Below are 18,242 nucleotides of genomic sequence, written 5' to 3' on the forward strand. Positions count from 1 at the left end.
AATTAATGATAAAGGCGCGATCCAGCTAACTTCCTAGATATAATGAGACTCAATTGAACTTTTTTTCAAGATAGCTGACGAATCTTTGGGCAGCCGGTGAAAGGAACCTGTTTTTTTTGTATTGCAGACCAACTTCCCAAACCCAACCTTTATCCCGGATCTTGATCCAGTTTAAACCCTTCAGCTCCAACCCTGCTGTTCTTGGCAATACAGACACTCCGAGTCCTGCCGAGACAAAACCCGCTACTGTCGGTAAATCATCAGCATCGTACGTAGAAGCCAAAGTGAAATTCATATGATGGACCCGAGCCAGGAGCGAATCCTTTAGTGAACAGTTTTGCTTTAAGCCTACGAACGGCTCTCCGTTTATCTCCTTCAAGCTAACGGATTCCCGGTTGGCAAGTGGATGACTTGAAGAAACGACAAGATATAGGGGTAACGAAACAATCGGCAGCCATTCAAAGGTCTCTCCTTCGGGTCTTTCAGAGGTAATCATTATATCCGAATCGCCACTCTCAATCTGTTCTACTATTAATCCTTTGTCACCTTGCGACAATTTAAACGTAATTTTGGGATTGGCTTGCTGATACTCTCGGATGATGCGTGGAATTAAATCAACTCCCAAGATATTCAAATACGAAAGATGAATGAAACCTGAATTCGGATTTGAGCACTCTTCGATTTCCTGTTTCCCACGCTCTACCTCCTTCAGTATTTTCTCCACGCGCTTTGCAAACATTGTACCGTATCGGTTAATTTTCAGATTTCTTCCCTTTCGTTCAAATAAAGGCACACCGAGCTCCGCTTCTAGTTTTGAAATCGAGTGGCTTAGTGCAGGTTGCGTAACCGATAGACTTTCTGAAGCTTTCGTTAAATGCTCCATTCGGGCAACGGCCAAGAAATACTCCAACTGTGTAAGCTCCATAGAATCCCCCTGCGTACTTTTTTGTTATTATACATGAAAGTAAATTATATAAACCATAGAAATCATGCATTAGACTCATGGGACATAGGTTGTTATGATTCAGATGTTCAGATTGACCACACACCTTAGTCGCATCTCACAGAAAGGAAGATCACATATGTTTCAGTTCTATTATTGGTTGCCCCATTAGCAATAGGGTATGCAAACGATTTGCTAATTAATGAAATTTAGGAATGGGTGAATCGGTACCAATACTTGATATAAAGGGGAACCAACATGTCAAATTCATTTAAAATTATACTTCTCGCTCTTATTACCTTCTTCGTAGGGACTTCAGAATACGTAATTGCAGGATTTCTGGATATCATCGCAAAAGACACAGGAATATCCGTTGCATCTGCTGGTCAGCTGATTTCAATCTTCTCACTCAGCTACGCAATCGGTACACCAATTCTTGTCGCATTGACCGCTAGAATGGATCGAAAAAAACTTCTGCTTGCATCGCTTATTACTTTTGTTATCGGTAATGCCATGGTTATCTCATTGCCTGGATATCTGCCCCTGCTTCTCTCAAGAATTGTCCTTGCTCTCAGTGCCGGCATTTTTCTTACGGTATCAATTACTATGGCTGCTAAGTTGGCAAAACCCGAGAAAATCGGCAGCGCAATTTCCACAGTCGTAATGGGCTTTAGCACTTCCTTTGTCATCGGCATCCCTCTTGGTCGACTGGTTGCCGCGAATATGAATTGGAAACTAAACTTTGCAGCATTGGGGATACTCGGATTGGCTTCTATTTTCGTTTTGATGGCTGCTATCCCGCATACGGAAGGCGAAGAACCGATACCGCTAGTCAAACAACTGGCTTTTCTTAAAAATACAAAGATTCTAATGGCGCTTGTTGTGATTTTCTTTTGGATTCTAGGTTACTCGATCGCTTTCACCTATATTACCCCATTTCTTCTGAATGCAGCCCACATGAATACCAGCACCATTAGTGCAGCTTTGTTCATCTTCGGGGTCGCGAGCATGATTGGCGCAAAAATTGGCGGATCCGCAACGGATAAATGGGGAGTTCGAAAAACATTGCTTTCTGGTCTCATTATACACGCCATCTCTCTCGCTCTTCTTGCGCTTAGCGTTCACTCTGTAGCCGCTGTCTTCTTTGTTCTTGTGCTCTGGTCTTTGTCACTGTGGTCCTCCGGTCCAACCCAGCAGGTTAATCTGGTGAGCCAAGCTCCGGAAGCATCCAGCATTATGATCAGCTTGTATTCGTCAACGCAGCAATTATCCATGGCAATCGGCGCCGGTCTTGGAGGTATTGTCCTTCAGAACACGTCTATCAACAAAGTTGTATGGTTAGGATCGCTTGGGGTAGCAATTGCTGCAATCATCGCGATCCGTGTTATTCGACCTGAAGTCAAACGAGGCCACTAAGAACTTCCGTTCTCTTTACATGAAAAATAGTAATTAAATTTATTAAAATTATAGATTAGATTCATATTTGTAACCAGGGTATACTACTGAATGTGATTGTAACAATTAATTTCAACCCGCAAGGAGGATATATAAGTATGAATTTCGCTTCGTATGAGAATGAGTTTCAAGGCAAACGGGCATTGGTTACGGGAGGAACAAAGGGAATGGGCTATGCAATCGTGAAGCGGTTGGCCCAAGCGGGAGCCAAAGTGCTTACAACGGCGCGTACAATCCCGACTAACTACGATATTTCTGGAGTCCATTTCATTCAAGCTGATATTACAAAGCCAGAAGGCACCGCGGTCCTTGTCGAGGCTGTTAAAGAGAAGTTAGGCGGTATCGACATTCTAATTAATACGGTCGGAGGGGCCTCTACCCCTCCAGGCGGGGCATTAGCTTTAACCGAGGAGGATTGGCTGGAAACGTTGAACATGAATTTGCTTGGTTCTGTCCGTTTGGACAAAGGTTTACTGCCTATGATGGTAGAACAAGGGAAGGGCGTCATCATTCATATAAGCTCCATTCAAAGAAGATTGCCTCTGTACGAAACGACTTTGCCATATGCTGCTTCAAAAGCAGCGCTAACTAACTACAGTAAAGGACTGTCAAAAGAGTTCTCCCCAAAAGGAATTCGAGTTAATACGATTGCGCCTGGCTTTATCCAAACAGAAGCAGCGGATAGGATGATTGATCGAATCGCAACGGTCGCCGGCAGCCGTGAAGCAGCGTTGCAGGAGCTTATGAACTCGCTCGGAGGTATTCCAATTGGTCGTCCTGGCCTGCCTGAGGAAGTCGCAGAGCTCGCCGCTTTCTTGGTTTCTGAACGCTCAGCATCTATTACGGGAAGCGAGTACACCATCGATGGCGGTACAGTGCCTACCGTTTAATATTCACTTTTGCTTATAAAATAAAGGAGGAATAATTATGATTCAATTACCAAACTCCGTTAAGGCTTATTTTAATGCATCGAACAATGAACAACTGGATTCGTTTCTTGAAGCATTTAAAGAAGATGCACTCGTCATTGACTTTAACAGGGAATTCAATGGTCTTGAAACTATTCGCAACTGGTGCAAATCAGACATATTGGGCGTGCACGTTCGTTTTGATATCACCGATGCTTGGGAGCAAGACGGTGCATATGCTGTCATCGCGTCTCTAGATGGGGAGTTCGATAAAACAAATCTCCCCGATCCATTATTATTGATTCATACTTTCAAGTTGGCTGACGGCAAGATTCAAGAGTTGCATGTCTCACTGCCCTAAACAGATATAGATAAGATAAATAATCGCTCTCTACTAGGCATTTCAAGCCTTGTGGAGAGCGATCATTTAAATGTATGTCCTTCTTAAACCCAGAATCGCCGTTCACAACCCGTAATTTCTGCAACGGTAACCGGTGTTGCCGTCTTCCAGGTGACCATCGTATCCACAGACGATCCCGCGATTGCCCTGCCACTGATCTCAACCATCTTGATTCCAACCAATTACATGATTCCGGAACGTGGCACTACAAATGAACAACGCGACGCTGCTCGCACTGTACACCATCGTATACGCATTACTTGGCGCCATCGTCTTTGGATGGGAGAAGGTGATCGTGCGATGAACAAAACGCTGTTACTCGGCTTGATCATTATAATTTTCATGCTTTGCGCTTCCCTATTCGGCAAATACGTCGCGCCTCACGACCTGAACGAGTCCGCACAGGTAAGTTCCAACGGCGGCGAGTTGATCGTTCCGCCGTCCCCGCCGTCTAAGGATCACCCCCTCGGTACCGATAAATACGGATACGATATCCTCGCCAAGCTTCTCGCCGGATTGAAGTACACCATTTTTGTCTCGGTCCCGGTTGCCTTCTCCCGCACAGCGATCGGCCGGCCCTTGGTCCATATTGCGGAGACATATCTTGCAGCATTTGAAGGAAAGCTTCCTGATCCTTTTCGTGCAGGAAATTGTGCTCATTCTAGGCTTGACCGGGCAGTTCGCGATTCTGAACATTTTCGTCGGCGATACTAAATAGCTCAGAGATCCGCTTGAATACATCAGCCGGACGAATGAATGGAGCGGACGGGTTGGAGAAGCATTACCGCAAGACATACGCAAAAGTATCGCAAATATAAGGCATTCGGGTACAAACCTCTTGCTTAGTCCAATTAAAGTTTCTGCTGAAGGTTTAGTTATATCTTTTTTTCGCTCAGTCTTCCTGGATGCGGAGAATTCGACTCGAGTCATCTCATTCAAATTGCGTATTCTTTTCACACGAATACCCGATTGTCTCCGAGATATAAGTTCTCCTTAATAAAAAGTCCCGATGACTAAGTGTCATCGGGATTTTTTAAATACCTTTATTCCACCGTAACCGACTTCGCCAGGTTACGCGGCTTATCAACATCATTACCGCGAGCCAGCGACGCATAGTATGCGATCAGCTGCAATGGCACGACAGACAGCGCTGGCGCCAGCACCGGCAGCGTCTTCGGAATCGCGAACAGCTCGTCAACGGACTTGCCTACTTCGCCTTCCAAGCCTTCGTTCACAACGCCAAGTACATGCGCGCCGCGAGCTTTGACTTCCTTAATGTTGCTAAGCGTCTTCTCATACAGATCCTCTTGCGTGATGAGCGAGACAACCGGGATACCTTCCTCGATCAGAGCCAACGTACCATGCTTCAATTCGCCTGCTGCATACGCTTCGGAGTGAATATACGAAATTTCCTTCAGCTTCAGCGAGCCCTCTTGCACGACTGCAAAGTCAACGCCGCGGCCGATGAAGAACAGGTTGTTATGCTTCGCGAGCGATTCCGCCAATTGCTTCAGCACTGGCGCTTTCTCCAGAATGCGCTCCACTTTCTCAGGCAGCTCATTCATCGCTGCAACGACTTCCGCGATCGCATCCGCATCGCGCGTGCCAAGCGTATCCGCAAGGAACAGACCGAACAGGTAGAACGCAATCAGCTGCGATGTGTAAGCTTTCGTCGATGCTACGGCAATCTCAGGACCTGCTTGCGTGATGATGACATCATCCGCTTCACGGGCAACCGAGCTGCCTACGACGTTCGTGATCGCCATTACGCGTGCGCCGCAGCGCTTCGCTTCACGAAGTGCCGCCAGCGTATCCGCTGTTTCGCCGGATTGGCTGACCACGATAACGAGCGTATCTGGCGTAATGATCGGCGAACGGTAACGGTACTCGGAAGCAACGTCCGTCTCAACCGGAATGCGAGCCAGGCTCTCAATAACGGTTTTGCCTACCAAACCAGCGTGCATCGCTGTACCGCATGCGACGATTTGGATTTTGCGGATGCCGCGGATTTGATCTGCAGTCATGCCGATTTCTTTCAACACTACGCTGCGGCCATCGTCCGAGATACGGCCCATCATTGTGTCGCGGTATGCTTTAGGCTGCTCATAAATCTCTTTCAGCATGAAGTGGTCGAAGCCTGCTTTTTCAGCTGTAACCAGATCCCAATCGACACGGAATATTTCCTTGGAAATAAAATTCCCTTCGATTGTCATCAGTTCGACAGCGTTCTTCGTCAGAATCGCCATCTCGCCGTCATTCAGGATGTACACATCACGTGTATGCTCCAGAATCGCTGGAATGTCCGAGCCGATGAAGTTCTCGCCTTCACCAACGCCGATAACGAGCGGGCTTGCATTACGAACCGCAACAAGACGATCCGGTTCAAACTCCGTCAATACGCCAAGTGCATACGCACCGCGCATACGCTTCACTGCACGCTGAACCGCTTTGACGATATCGCCGTCATACTCTTCCGCGATTAGGTGGGAAATAACTTCAGTATCTGTCTCCGATACGAACTGCGCGCCTTTCGCGATCAGCTCATCCTTCAAATCCAGGTAGTTCTCGATAATGCCGTTATGCACGACGGAGAACTTATGCGAGTTGTCCGTATGCGGGTGAGAGTTCACGTCAGACGGCTTGCCATGAGTTGCCCAACGCGTATGGCCGATACCTACAGAACCTTCAAGCGGCTGTCCGCCCAGCTTCTCTTCCAGGTTCGCGAGACGTCCGATCGACTTGCGTACTTCCAATCCGTTCTTCGTGAATACAGCGATACCGGCGGAGTCATAACCGCGGTACTCCAGCTTCTTCAAGCCTTCGATCAAAATATCCTGCGAATCACGTTTACCGATATATCCTACAATTCCACACATATGAATAGACCTCCGAATTTGGGTAATATTCCCCGCTGCAGTCGGATGCCTCGATTTTTATGCATGGCGGCTCAAAGCCGCCTTATCGCCGGCAACGTCCTGCCAAGGGGTGAACTTGAATGATGAATGAAATCATACAGGGAAAAAGACAATAAGAAAGAAAGCGCACGCCCTGCATGCAAATGACAAAATAATCCTTACAATCGTGTACAAAAAAAAATAGAAGCAGCCCTTAAGTCTGCTTGAAGCCAAGACAATACACGACAGCCTCCGTTGCCGCATGTAAAGCCTGTGTAACTATGGAGCATTCTACCGACCCTTTGTCAGACCAGTTGCCCAGTCTATTTGAGTATCGGCTTACGGTCAAATGCAATACCGGGAGGTCCCCGCCGAACATTTCGAACACCTCCACCTCGTCAGCTTGCCGATTCATACAGCCGGTGAAACGCCGCGCGTCCATTTCCATTATGGACGATTCGCAGCAGCCGCATAAACCCGCGCAAGCTCTGGCGCTTAGTGAAACCTGACCTCGATCCTCGCTTTCCATTCCTGAATGTACTTTCTTACTATATTCATTTTTATGCGATGGTGCAACAAATAATTTCCGCGAGCGCTTACAAAAAAGAGCAAGGTTTGTCAACATTTTGTACATTTTGACGTTTACAAAAAAACAACCCTAGATGCCGCTGCTGCTGCACATCCAGGATCGTCTCAACACCTGATTCATCGAGTTATTTTACCAATAATTACTCTGCGCCAAGTTCCGCACGAACCGTATCCACGATCCGATTCACATACGCTTCTACTTGCTCTCTATCCGGTCCTTCCGCCATGACGCGGATCAGCGACTCTGTGCCGGACGGACGAACGAGCACGCGGCCGTTGTCGCCGAGCTCCTGCTCAACCTCTGCAATTGCAGCTGCAATCCCGGCATTGTCCTTATACGCGCTCTTATCCGCAACACGCACGTTAATGAGCACCTGCGGGTATTTACGCATCAGCGTCTTCTGTTCACTCAGCTTCTTGCCGGAAGCGACCAATGTATTCGTCAGCTGCAACGCTGTCAGAATACCGTCACCCGTCGTATTGTAATCGAGGAAAATAACATGGCCGGACTGCTCGCCGCCCAGGTTAAAGTCGCCGCGACGCATTTCTTCCATGACGTAACGGTCGCCAACCGCAGTTTGAGCCGTGTTCAGGCCGATCTTCTGCGCAGCTTTGAAGAAGCCGATGTTGCTCATGACTGTAGTTACTACCGTGTCGTTCTTCAGCTTGCCAGCCTGCTTCATCGCGTCGCCGCAGATACACAGAATAAAGTCGCCGTCTACTTCTTCGCCGTTCTCATCAATCGCAATCAGACGGTCAGCATCGCCGTCGAAGGACAAGCCGAGATCTGCGCCGTGCTTCAGCACTTCCTCACGAAGATACTCCGGATGCGTGGAACCAACGCCATCATTGATGTTCAGGCCGTTCGGCTCAGCGCCTACCGTAATAATTTCCGCGCCAAGCTCGCGGAATACCGTCGGAGCAATTTCATGTGCCGAACCGTTCGCGCAATCAAGGACGATCTTCAGACCTGCGAAGTTCTGATCGACGGTTGTTTTCAAGAAGTCGATGAATTTGCGCTTCGCTGTCTCATCCACGGTTACTGTACCGATATCGCCGCCTTCTGGACGAGGCAGCTCATCGACCTCAGCATCCATGAGACGCTCGATTTCAAGCTCTGTATCGTCAGACAGCTTAAAGCCGTCCCCACCGAAAAATTTAATGCCGTTATCTTCAACCGGGTTATGCGAAGCCGAGATCATAACGCCTGCATCCGCACCCATCTCACGTGTCAAATAAGCGACTGCCGGCGTCGAAACGACGCCAAGGCGTACTACGCTCGCGCCGATCGACAGCAAGCCTGCAATCAGCGAGGCTTCAAGCATCGGTCCGGAAATACGCGTATCAAGGCCAATAACAACCTTCGGACGCTCTGCCTGTCCTGCAAGCACATATCCGCCGCAGCGGCCAATTTTATAAGCAAGCTCCGGGGTCAATTCGCGATTCGCGACGCCCCGCACACCATCAGTACCGAAATATTTTCCCATCTGTAATTATTCCCCTTTAATGTATCCATAGTAAGTTGCAGCGCCATAGTCCGGCTTCTGCTATTGCGTTTCATCGTTCTTATTCGTGCTGCCGGACTTTCCGCCGCTGCTGCTCTGGCCAGTCGACGCCCCGCTTCCGCCTGCAGCGGTTGAATTATCCCCGGCAGGCGCTTGATCAGACGTCCCGCCAGCCGCACCGGAACCGCTCGCCGCGTTCCCGCTTCCGCCGCCATCAACCGCGCTGCCGTCTCCCGTACCGTCCGGCGTCGTACCGCCGCTGCCGTCACTCGGCTGCCCATCTGCAGGCAGCGAATCCGTCGGCCCCACAGTAGATGTTGCCGTGGCATCTGTAATATCCACTGTTATGCTAAGCGGCGCATTCGGTGCCTGTTCCACAAATCGCGGCAGATGCATCTCAAGCGGCACGACATGGCTGCCTGGCCCAAGGCCGCTTAAATCAGCAATGAGCTGTACATCCTTCACGCCAAGCGCAGACAGCGTATTCGGCGCACCGCGTACAATCGCATCCACGATGCCGGTCGATGGCACCGCTATATTCGCTTTCAAGCCATCTGAGAGGCCAATGAGCGTAACAGGCAAGCCTGCTATAACTCGTGACTCCTCAGGCACTATCGTATATTCAATCGTTACTTTAACAGGATCTACTGAAGCGATATCGTTGTTAGGAACGACATCGAGATCCATCGTACCCGATTGTTTCAACTTCGACAAGTCAATTGTGATACCGTCATAGTACTCGTATTTATCGAGCACGTCCTGCGGTCCATACACCGTGATTTGATCCACGCTCTGTTTGAAGGAGGCGATCGCGAGCCCCTCCGGCAGCTGCCCAGTGAAGCCGATCTGAAGCGGCAGCTTTTTAAACGGCTTCGTGATCGGGACCTCGACCTCCACCACGCTCGGACTTATTACCGCATCCGTCAGTTCGTTTCCGTCTTGATCGAATGCGGCCAGCTTCATTTTCTTATCGGCGACGGTCTCCTCTTCGCCTTCTACCGAGATGGTTCCTCCAACCGAGGCCACAAGGTCCATCTGATCCTTCGGCAGCGTGACATGCACGCGGTTCGGCTTCACGACCGGCGTTCCGGTCTTGTACCCTTTGCCTGGCCTGCCCTCGGTATGTATCGTCACATCATATTCTTTCGTAAGCAGCCGTTCCAGAACGACCGTGACGTTGCTTGGCCTTACTTCAATAAGCTCTAGCCCCCGAGGCAGATTTACCTTGAGCGGGAGCACCTTCCTGCCTTCTGTCGCTTGGCTTAGATCGACCGTAACCTGATAATCGTTATTGCGTTCCGCGAGAAGGAAGTCCGATCTTGATCCGCTTACCGTGAGGTGCACCTCGCCCGGGTCCAGCAGACGCAGCGCGAAGTTCTTATCATCCATGCCGATCGGCTTCACCTGAACCGCGTCAATCTCACGCGATTCCGTCAAATTCGCAACCGTGTTCGGCGATTTCTCCGAGTCAAAATGGACAACAGCCCACATCAGGATCCCGATCATCAGCGATATGATTTTGATCGCCGTCGGATGGCTTAGCCACTTATCCATGCTGACTGCCCCCTTTCCGCTTCCAGAAAGGTGGTTTCGTATTCTTTTGGCCTACACGCGCCTTCGAGTTCGGGTTCAGCTCTTCGAACAGTTTCGAGATGAGCGACTCATCTTTAATGTCGCGAACGATCATGCCGCCAACAGCGAGGGAGACTTGTCCCGTTTCTTCCGACACGATCACCGAGATCGCATCGCAGACTTCGGTTACGCCAATTCCGGCGCGGTGACGCGTGCCAAGTTCCTTACTGATGAATGGATTCTCCGACAGCGGCAAGTAACAGCCTGCGGCCATAATCTGATTGCCTCTAATAATAACGGCACCATCATGCAGCGGCGTATTCGGAATGAAGATATTAATGAGCAGCTCCGAGCTGACGAACGACTCCATCTGGATGCCCGACTCAATGTAATCGGAGAGCCCCGTACTGCGTTCAAACACGATCAGCGCGCCGATTTTACGCTTGGCCATATAATTAATCGACTTAATGATCTCATTAATCCGATCACTTATATCCCGCTCCACAACGGAAGAACGGCTGAACAAGCTTCCTCGTCCCAGCTGCTCGAGCGCCCTGCGAAGCTCCGGCTGAAAAATAATAAGGATCGTCACGACGCCGAATGTGAACATCTGATTCATGAGCCATTTCAGCGTGTACAGGTTAAACCACGTACTGAGCGCCCAGGTCGCGACAAGCACGATGATCCCTTTAAGCAGCTGCACCGCCCGGGTTCCGCGAACGAGCAGGATGAGTTTATAGATAATATAGCTAACGATCGATATATCGATAATATCCTTGATCCAACCCTTCCAGGTCAAATCCGCAAAATAGTTCATCCGTTATTCACCCCCCAAACACCATCTGCCCTAGGTATCATTAATCTCATTACCCTTTATTCTAACCTAATTCTTTTCTAGAAATGGGGCTGCAAATCCTTTTTTCTCACAAAAAAACCTCCCTGAGTAGGAGGTTAGCCATGCAAATCAGTACGCCAAACTGCTGATGGAATGAGACACTTTGTACCAAAACCAGTCCAGCGCCTGGTCAATCTGCTTCACTTCTCCGGATATATGGGCGGTCGATGCTTGATACAGTGATCCAGAGATGACCGTTACATCCCCATCCACTTCACCGTATACATTCGCTTTGCCATTCTCAACGACCAAGTCGCCTTTCACGTGTGCGCCTTCAGGAACAGTCACCGTATCGCCCGAAATGACGACCTGCGCAAGATCTGAACCGCTCACCGTTAGCTCGCTATCCTGCTGCCACATGGCAAGGAAGCTCGAGAACATGACGAGTACAAATACCGCTGCGACGGAGATCGCCGGATGACTGCGCACCCAGCTTGCGAAGCCAGCTCTGCGCCTCCGCTTGAAAGGAACCGAATCCATAATGCGTGCAGTGAGGGCAGAAGACTGCTCGGCCGTCATGACTGGGCGCCGCTTATCCATCATGGTCCCTGTGAGCGCCTCGGTCCGTTCGAGCTGCTCCAGCCTTGTGCGGCATGCCACGCAGGAATCTATATGAAGCTTTAGTTCAGCTTGCTCATCACGAGACAGCTCATCATCTAAATAATCATGCATCAGCATGACGGCGACGTTGCAATTCATAGCAGCCAATCCTTTCATCAATATAATCTTCAGTGTTATACGTTACGTTTCACTGGCCGAGATGTTTCACTTTTTTAAGGGGTTCCCCTGTAAAAATATGACTTTCCACTCTCGCCCATCTGCTACAGCTTATGCTCCAATTTCTTGCGAAGGAACTCCCGGCCCCGATGGACACGTGTCTTCACCGTCGTAACGGGCATCCCCAGCACATCGCCGATTTCCTGCAGCGATAGCTCCTCCAGGTAGCGCAGCACCATGACGGATTTATATTTAGCCGGCAACGTCTCAATTGCCTGATGAATGATTCGCTGTGTATCCGATAGCAGCAGCTCGCTCTCAGGCGTCCGGTCATCGCTTGGAATCATCGCATAACCGTCAAGCCCTTCGTGGTCCGACGACTCGGCATCGAGCGAATAAACCGCCTTGCGCTTACGAAGTCGATCGATACACAAATTCGTTGCGATCCGATAAATCCAGGTCGAGAACTTCATCGTGTCGTCGTACCGTTCCAAGTTCCGGTACACCCGCAGGAATGCTTCCTGTACAACATCCTCTGCTTCTTGCCGGTTGTACAGCATTCGGTAAGCCATATGATAAAGCTTGTCCTGGTACATCTCAACAAGCTCGGCAAAAGCCCGCTGATCGCCTTTCAAAGCTAATCTTGCTAACCTCGCCTCAACTGATTTCAACGCTTCTCCTCCAAACGGCCAATCGTTATACAAACCATAAAAACGAATCGTACCTCCATGATTATACATGGAAATGAAGCAATATGGCAAAAAACTACTAATTCTGCAGCAATCATATATTTAAACAAAAAAGCCGGACTCGAAGCAGCAGTGCTGCCCGGTCCGGCTTTTCTTCTCGAAAATATTCGTATCAGCCCGTGTTTCTCAGGCCAGCTGCAATTCCGTTAATCGTAAGCAGCACTTCACGCAGCAGCTCTTTGTCGTCTGCTTCGCCGTTTGCGCGATTCTCGCGCAGCTCTTTCAAGAGCTGAACTTGCATGTAGCTGAGCGGATCCACGTATGGGTTACGCAGGCGGATTGACTCTTGGATAACCGGCAGATTGTCCAAAATTTCCGCTTGTCCGGTAATTTCCAGAATCAACGACGATGTCATCTTGTATTCGTTCTCGATTTGCGTAAAGATCCGATCGCGAATAGCTTTATCTGAGATCATGCCCGCATATTCTTTGGCGATCTGAAGATCTGCCTTGGCCAGCGCATTCTGCAGCGTATCGATGAGCGTCGTGAAGAATGGGAACTTCGCATACATTTCACGCAGCGTCTCCAGACGCTTCGCGTCGCCGCCCACATAGCCCTGCAGCGCCGTGCCTGCCGCATACCATGCCGGCAGCAAGTAACGACTCTGTGTCCAAGCGAATACCCAAGGAATCGCACGCAAGTCCTCGAAGCGATCGCTTCCTTTCCGTTTTGCCGGACGGGAACCGATGTTCAGCTCGCCGACTTCCGACAGCGGCGTCGACTCTTTGAAGAATGTCATGAAGTCCGGATCGCGGAAGATCAAATCTTGATACTTGTTCAGCGCCGTCTCCGAAATGCCTCTTGCGATATCATCCCACTCTGCAGTTGCTTCCGCTTCCTGCTCTGGATACTTCGCCAGACGCGATGCTGTCACAAGCGCCCAAGTCGCCTGCTCCAAGCTGCGGTATGCAATACCCTTCATCGAGTAACGGGAGGATAATACTTCGCCTTGCTCCGTAATCTTGATTCCGCCGCCCACTGTGTGTGGAGGCTGAGCAAGAATACTGCGGTTCAGCGGCATACCGCCGCGACCCAATGCGCCGCCGCGGCCGTGGAAGAACTTCAGCTTCACGTCGAACTTCTTCGCTGCGCTTGTAATGGCATTAAGCGCTACGCGCAGCTCCCAGTTCGCCGTTACAACGCCACCGTCCTTGTTGCTGTCCGAGTAGCCAAGCATAATTTCATGCTGGTTGCTGCGTGCTTCGACTGCTTGACGGTAGATCGGCAGTGCAAACAGCTGCTCCATAATGCCAGGGGCCGCATGCAGGTCGTCGATCGTTTCAAACAGCGGTACCGCCTGCAATGTGCAGCGAACGGTGCCGTTAGCTTCCTTGCGGAACAAGCCGACTTCCTTCGCGAACACCATAACCTCGAGCATGTCGCTCGCGCCTTGAGTCATACTGATCAGGTAGCTGCTGATGCAGTTTACGCCGAACTCCGCTTGTGCGCGGTAGATCGTGCGGTATACATCCAGACATTCCTGCGTGCTATCCGAGTATGCAAAATGCGGCGATGTCAAAGGACGCGGATCTTTAAGCAGCGAGTGAAGCAGCTCAATTTTCTCTTCCTCTGACAATGCAGCATAGTTCTCTACAATGTTCATGTTCGCAAGCACTTCAGTCATCGCATTCTCATGCTCTTTGCTGTGCTGACGAACGTCCAGCGCTGCCAGATGGAAGCCGAACAGCTCCACTTGGCGAATCAGCTTACGGATATGCGTATCCGCAACATAATCGGCGAAATGGTGACGCAGGCTGCGGTCGATCACATACAGATCTTCCTTCATTTCATCCGCGCTGTTATAGCGCTTCGAAGAGCCTTTCAGCGTATCATCCGATGTATTCGCCAGCTTCTCCAGCATATAGCCGAGCTTGATCTTGTACGGCTCTTTCTCATTGCGCCACAGATCTACGCTGCGCGTCTCAATGATTTCGCGATCTTTCTTGATCGACTCTTGAAGTTCATCCGACACCGAAATGATGTTCGTGCTGAAGCTGAGCTGATCCATAACTTCCTTGAGCAGTTCCTCATACTTCTTTAGCGCAAGTCCGCGCTGAAGCGTCAGGGTCTCCCAAGTGATTTTAGCGGTAACAGACGGGTTGCCGTCACGGTCGCCGCCAATCCACGAGCCGAAACGAAGGTAAGTCGGAACATGCCATCGCTCAGATGGATAGTACTTATCCAGGCAGCGCTCAAGCTCTTCATATACGTTAGGCAGTACTTCAAACAGCGTCTCGTCAAAATAGTACATCCCATTGCGCACTTCATCGATAACCGTTGGTTTACGGTCACGCAGCTCATCCGTTTGCCACAGCGTCAGCACTTCGTTCAGCAGCTTCTCACGCAGCTTCTCGCGCTCACGGTAGGTCAGGTTCGGATTATCAAGCTCCATCATTTCAGCAGCGATACGCTGATGAATATCGAGAACAGCACGGCGTGTAGCTTCCGTTGGATGTGCAGTCATGACAAGCTCGAGTGAAATATCACCGATGATTTCTTTTACATTGTCAACTGAAATGCCCTTTTCCTTCAGGACCTGAATAGCACTCTCGATTGAGCCAGGTTGCACTGTCTCGCCTGCAGAACGTTCGTAATCACGCTTCCGGCGAATCCGGTGATTTTGCTCCGCAATATTAACGAGTTGAAAATAAATCGCGAATGCGCGAATGACCTGATGGCGCGTCTCCGGGTTCAAAGCACAAATGACCTGCTTGAACTCTTCATACAGCTCCGGCAAAAATTCAGCGCGAAGCGCTTTGCTCATTTCGCGGATCTTCTCAACATTCTCCAGTAGTGCGTGTCCACCCTGATGCACAAGTACATCTCCAAGAATGTTGCCAAGGAAACGCACATCGCGGCGCAGCAGGTTGTTTGATTGCGGCCGGTTGGTTGTAGCAACAGTTCCAGCTTGTTCCGACATTCTAATCCTCCTCAAGGTTTTGCGAAGAAAGCTACTTCGTAAAGCATGTACTTAATTTTTTACGAAATTCATGCATGAATTCTTCTTCAAACGTTTTTTTATTCAACCTGATTTGAATATAACTTCCCACATCATACTACAAAATGACATGCGGTTGAAGCTTTTTCATCCGAGTCTAAAAAATGGAAGCAAAAGCGAATATAAAAAAAAGCCTTGGTTACCCAAGGCTTTGATCGTCATATAATGGAGCGGGTGATGGGAATCGAACCCACGCTATTAGCTTGGAAGGCTAAAGTTCTACCATTGAACTACACCCGCAGAAGAAATGGTCGGGATGACACGATTTGAACATGCGACCCCCTGGTCCCAAACCAGGTGCTCTACCAAGCTGAGCTACATCCCGAGATATGTATCATTCTGCATTAAGAAGAAATGGCGTGCCCTGAGAGATTCGAACTCCCGACCTTTTGATTCGTAGTCAAATGCTCTATCCAGCTGAGCTAAGGGCACAAATGGAGCGGAAGACGGGAATCGAACCCGCGACCCTCGCCTTGGCAAGGCGATGCTCTACCGCTGAGCCACTTCCGCATTTGTATGTCGTCGTATTTCCTGAGCGACAAGTAATAATATATCATGCCCAACATAAGATTGCAAGTCTTTCGTGAAAAAATTTTTCGCACTCGCCATTTAGACCGATAAACTCATCATCACCGGTTCTGCCACCAATTCGTCCGTCATAACTGGGGATGCCTTGTGAGCCAATGCGTAAGGCAAACATAGCGGCACGCCTGTACGCGGATCTAGAATAATATCCGCCTCGATGCTGAATACCTCGCGCAATACATCCTTCGTCATAACCGCTTCCGGTGTTCCCTCACCAACAACCTTGCCGCTCTTAATCGCGATCATGTGCTGCGCATAGCGGGACGCATGATTCAGATCGTGAACAACCATTACGATCGTTCTGCCTGCTGTCTCATTCAGGTGAATAAGGAGCTCCAGCACTTCAAGCTGGTGCGTCATATCTAGGAACGTTGTGGGCTCATCCAGGAACAGCATATCCGTCTGCTGTGCCAATGCCATAGCGATCCACGCACGCTGTCTCTGGCCGCCTGAGAGGCGATCAATAGGCCGGTCAGCGAATTCCATCATGCCAGTCTTCTCAATCGCCCAGGAGATGACAGAACGGTCAACCTTCGTTAGAGAGCCAAACCCTTTCTGATAAGGGAATCGACCATAGGAGACAAGCTCAGAGACGGTAAGGCCATCTGGAGCTGTTGGGTTCTGTGGCAGTATTGCGAGCTGCTTCGCTACCTCCTTTGTGGACTGCTTGTGAATAGACTTCCCGTCCAACATAACAGTTCCTCCAGAAGGCGTCATCAAACGAGCCATCGTCTTCAGGATCGTTGACTTCCCTGATCCGTTCGCACCTACAAGCGCAGTAATCTTGCCTTTAGGAATTGCGATATTCAAATTCTCGACGATGAGACGCTCCTCATAACCGATATTCAGTTTAGATGTTTCGAATGATTGCATCTTGCGACAGCCCCTTATATCAAAAATTCCGTTGCTGATAATATTTCTCAATACTATATATGATAATCATTCTCAGTTAACGCGTCAAGTGATAACTGTTTCCTTTCCTTTAATCCGGCTGATATTTGAGCAAGTTAAGCAGCATTGTGGAACATTTTCGTCACAATTGTGGATTGATGACCTGAATGAATACAGTTCCATCAACACTCTCATAACGTTATGCACAAATTTGCACACAAAAAAAGACCCTTATTCAGGGTCACTTTGTTTGATGCGCGTAGAGGGACTTGAACCCCCACGGTCGCCCGCCAGATCCTAAGTCTGGTGCGTCTGCCAATTCCGCCATACGCGCGCATCGTAAAATCCATCTTCAGAGAGTGAAAATGGTGAGCCATGTAGGACTCGAACCTACGACACCCTGATTAAAAGTCAGGTGCTCTACCAACTGAGCTAATGGCTCGTACAAAAAATGGCTGGGGATCTAGGATTCGAACCTAGGGAATGACGGAGTCAAAGTCCGTTGCCTTACCGCTTGGCTAATCCCCATTAGTTTAATGGTGGAGGCTGACGGGATCGAACCGCCGACCCTCTGCTTGTAAGGCAGATGCTCTCCCAGCTGAGCTAAGCCTCCGTATATAGAAGAAAAATGGTGACCCGTAGGGGACTCGAACCCCTGTTACCTCCGTGAAAGGGAGGTGTCTTAACCACTTGACCAACGGGCCGCGCTAAAAAGTTCACTGGAGCTCTCAACCGGGATCGAACCGGTGACCTCATCCTTACCATGGATGCACTCTACCGACTGAGCTATGAGAGCAAATGGCTCCCCGAACAGGACTCGAACCTGTGACAACTCGATTAACAGTCGAGTGCTCTACCAACTGAGCTATCAGGGAACATTATAGATGTTCGGGTACTTGACACCCTGAAAACTGGATACGAACCTTTGCGAAGTTCTTGCTTGGATGAACTTGTTTAGGATAAGCCCTCGACCGATTAGTATTCGTCAGCTCCACACATTGCTGCGCTTCCACCTCGAACCTATCAACCTGATCGTCTTTCAGGGGTCTTACTAATTGGGAAATCTCATCTTGAGGGGGGCTTCACGCTTAGATGCTTTCAGCGCTTATCCCGTCCGCACTTGGCTACCCAGCTATGCTCCT

General features: G+C 49.6%; 14 protein-coding genes, 11 tRNA genes and 1 rRNA gene. 3 read left to right on the forward strand and 23 right to left on the reverse strand.

Annotated elements, in window-relative coordinates:
* Positions 1–49 precede the first annotated feature (49 nt).
* Positions 50–925 (reverse strand): LysR family transcriptional regulator, encoded by an 876-nt coding sequence (locus tag A8990_RS17305; RefSeq protein ID WP_116190300.1) that lies wholly within the window; start codon positions 923–925, stop codon positions 50–52.
* A 276-nt stretch (positions 926–1,201) separates the two neighbouring features.
* Here A8990_RS17305 and A8990_RS17310 point away from each other — a divergent pair, with 276 nt between their 5' ends.
* The 3 genes from A8990_RS17310 (at position 1,202) to A8990_RS17320 (ending at position 3,667) form a co-directional block, all read left to right on the forward strand.
* The gene (locus tag A8990_RS17310; protein WP_116190301.1) at positions 1,202–2,359 is read left to right on the forward strand and encodes an MFS transporter; all 1,158 of its coding nucleotides are present in this window, start codon (positions 1,202–1,204) and stop codon (positions 2,357–2,359) included.
* Positions 2,360–2,496: 137 nt separating this feature from the next.
* Positions 2,497–3,288, forward strand: a complete 792-nt coding sequence (locus A8990_RS17315; protein ID WP_116190302.1) for an SDR family oxidoreductase — start codon at positions 2,497–2,499, stop codon at positions 3,286–3,288.
* A gap of 37 nt (positions 3,289–3,325) precedes the next feature.
* Positions 3,326–3,667, forward strand: coding sequence for a nuclear transport factor 2 family protein (locus A8990_RS17320; protein WP_116190303.1), 342 nt, complete (start codon positions 3,326–3,328; stop codon positions 3,665–3,667).
* Positions 3,668–3,750: 83 nt separating this feature from the next.
* Here A8990_RS17320 and A8990_RS32500 read toward each other — a convergent pair whose 3' ends face one another.
* From A8990_RS32500 to A8990_RS17430, 22 genes are all read right to left on the reverse strand, one after another.
* Positions 3,751–3,873 (reverse strand): hypothetical protein, encoded by a 123-nt coding sequence (locus A8990_RS32500; protein ID WP_281272512.1) that lies wholly within the window; start codon positions 3,871–3,873, stop codon positions 3,751–3,753.
* Between the two features lie 190 nt (positions 3,874–4,063).
* Positions 4,064–4,294 carry a hypothetical protein gene (locus A8990_RS32160; protein ID WP_245996074.1) on the reverse strand — a complete coding sequence of 77 codons (231 nt, stop codon included), beginning with the start codon at positions 4,292–4,294 and terminating at the stop codon, positions 4,064–4,066.
* Between the two features lie 455 nt (positions 4,295–4,749).
* Complete coding sequence (gene glmS / locus A8990_RS17330; protein ID WP_116190305.1) at positions 4,750–6,582, reverse strand: glutamine--fructose-6-phosphate transaminase (isomerizing); 1,833 nt, start codon at positions 6,580–6,582, stop codon at positions 4,750–4,752.
* 746 nt (positions 6,583–7,328) lie between these two features.
* Entirely contained in the window at positions 7,329–8,675 is a 1,347-nt protein-coding gene (glmM, locus tag A8990_RS17340) for a phosphoglucosamine mutase (protein ID WP_116190307.1), read from the reverse strand.
* Between the two features lie 60 nt (positions 8,676–8,735).
* The gene (locus A8990_RS17345; RefSeq protein WP_116190308.1) at positions 8,736–10,247 is read right to left on the reverse strand and encodes a CdaR family protein; all 1,512 of its coding nucleotides are present in this window, start codon (positions 10,245–10,247) and stop codon (positions 8,736–8,738) included.
* Positions 10,240–11,082 carry a diadenylate cyclase CdaA gene (cdaA, locus tag A8990_RS17350; RefSeq protein ID WP_116190309.1) on the reverse strand — a complete coding sequence of 281 codons (843 nt, stop codon included), beginning with the start codon at positions 11,080–11,082 and terminating at the stop codon, positions 10,240–10,242. The genes A8990_RS17345 and cdaA overlap by 8 nt, the downstream gene beginning before the upstream one ends.
* A gap of 147 nt (positions 11,083–11,229) precedes the next feature.
* A complete protein-coding gene (locus A8990_RS17355) occupies positions 11,230–11,859 on the reverse strand; it encodes a zf-HC2 domain-containing protein (RefSeq protein ID WP_116190322.1) in 630 nt (209 codons plus the stop codon).
* 122 nt (positions 11,860–11,981) lie between these two features.
* Positions 11,982–12,548 (reverse strand): RNA polymerase sigma factor SigW, encoded by a 567-nt coding sequence (sigW, locus tag A8990_RS17360; RefSeq protein WP_116190310.1) that lies wholly within the window; start codon positions 12,546–12,548, stop codon positions 11,982–11,984.
* 190 nt (positions 12,549–12,738) lie between these two features.
* A complete protein-coding gene (gene ppc, locus A8990_RS17365) occupies positions 12,739–15,546 on the reverse strand; it encodes a phosphoenolpyruvate carboxylase (RefSeq protein ID WP_116190311.1) in 2,808 nt (935 codons plus the stop codon).
* A 244-nt stretch (positions 15,547–15,790) separates the two neighbouring features.
* A tRNA-Gly gene (locus A8990_RS17370) sits at positions 15,791–15,864 on the reverse strand.
* Between the two features lie 8 nt (positions 15,865–15,872).
* Positions 15,873–15,949 (reverse strand) — tRNA-Pro (locus A8990_RS17375).
* Between the two features lie 30 nt (positions 15,950–15,979).
* Positions 15,980–16,056 (reverse strand) — tRNA-Arg (locus tag A8990_RS17380).
* Positions 16,057–16,059: 3 nt separating this feature from the next.
* Positions 16,060–16,134, reverse strand: a tRNA-Gly gene (locus A8990_RS17385).
* A 99-nt stretch (positions 16,135–16,233) separates the two neighbouring features.
* Positions 16,234–17,082 (reverse strand): ABC transporter ATP-binding protein, encoded by an 849-nt coding sequence (locus A8990_RS17390; RefSeq protein WP_116190312.1) that lies wholly within the window; start codon positions 17,080–17,082, stop codon positions 16,234–16,236.
* 272 nt (positions 17,083–17,354) lie between these two features.
* Positions 17,355–17,434 (reverse strand) — tRNA-Leu (locus A8990_RS17395).
* A 32-nt stretch (positions 17,435–17,466) separates the two neighbouring features.
* Positions 17,467–17,542: transfer RNA gene (locus A8990_RS17400), tRNA-Lys, on the reverse strand.
* Positions 17,543–17,552: 10 nt separating this feature from the next.
* Positions 17,553–17,628 (reverse strand) — tRNA-Gln (locus A8990_RS17405).
* A 9-nt stretch (positions 17,629–17,637) separates the two neighbouring features.
* Positions 17,638–17,713, reverse strand: a tRNA-Val gene (locus A8990_RS17410).
* A gap of 16 nt (positions 17,714–17,729) precedes the next feature.
* A tRNA-Glu gene (locus tag A8990_RS17415) sits at positions 17,730–17,804 on the reverse strand.
* 16 nt (positions 17,805–17,820) lie between these two features.
* Positions 17,821–17,896: transfer RNA gene (locus tag A8990_RS17420), tRNA-Thr, on the reverse strand.
* A 3-nt stretch (positions 17,897–17,899) separates the two neighbouring features.
* Positions 17,900–17,975 (reverse strand) — tRNA-Asn (locus tag A8990_RS17425).
* An 80-nt stretch (positions 17,976–18,055) separates the two neighbouring features.
* Positions 18,056–18,242, reverse strand: a 23S ribosomal RNA gene (locus tag A8990_RS17430); the annotation flags it as partial.

The sequence above is a fragment of the Paenibacillus taihuensis genome, assembly GCF_003386535.1.
Lineage (GTDB): Bacteria > Bacillota > Bacilli > Paenibacillales > Paenibacillaceae > Paenibacillus_Z > Paenibacillus_Z taihuensis.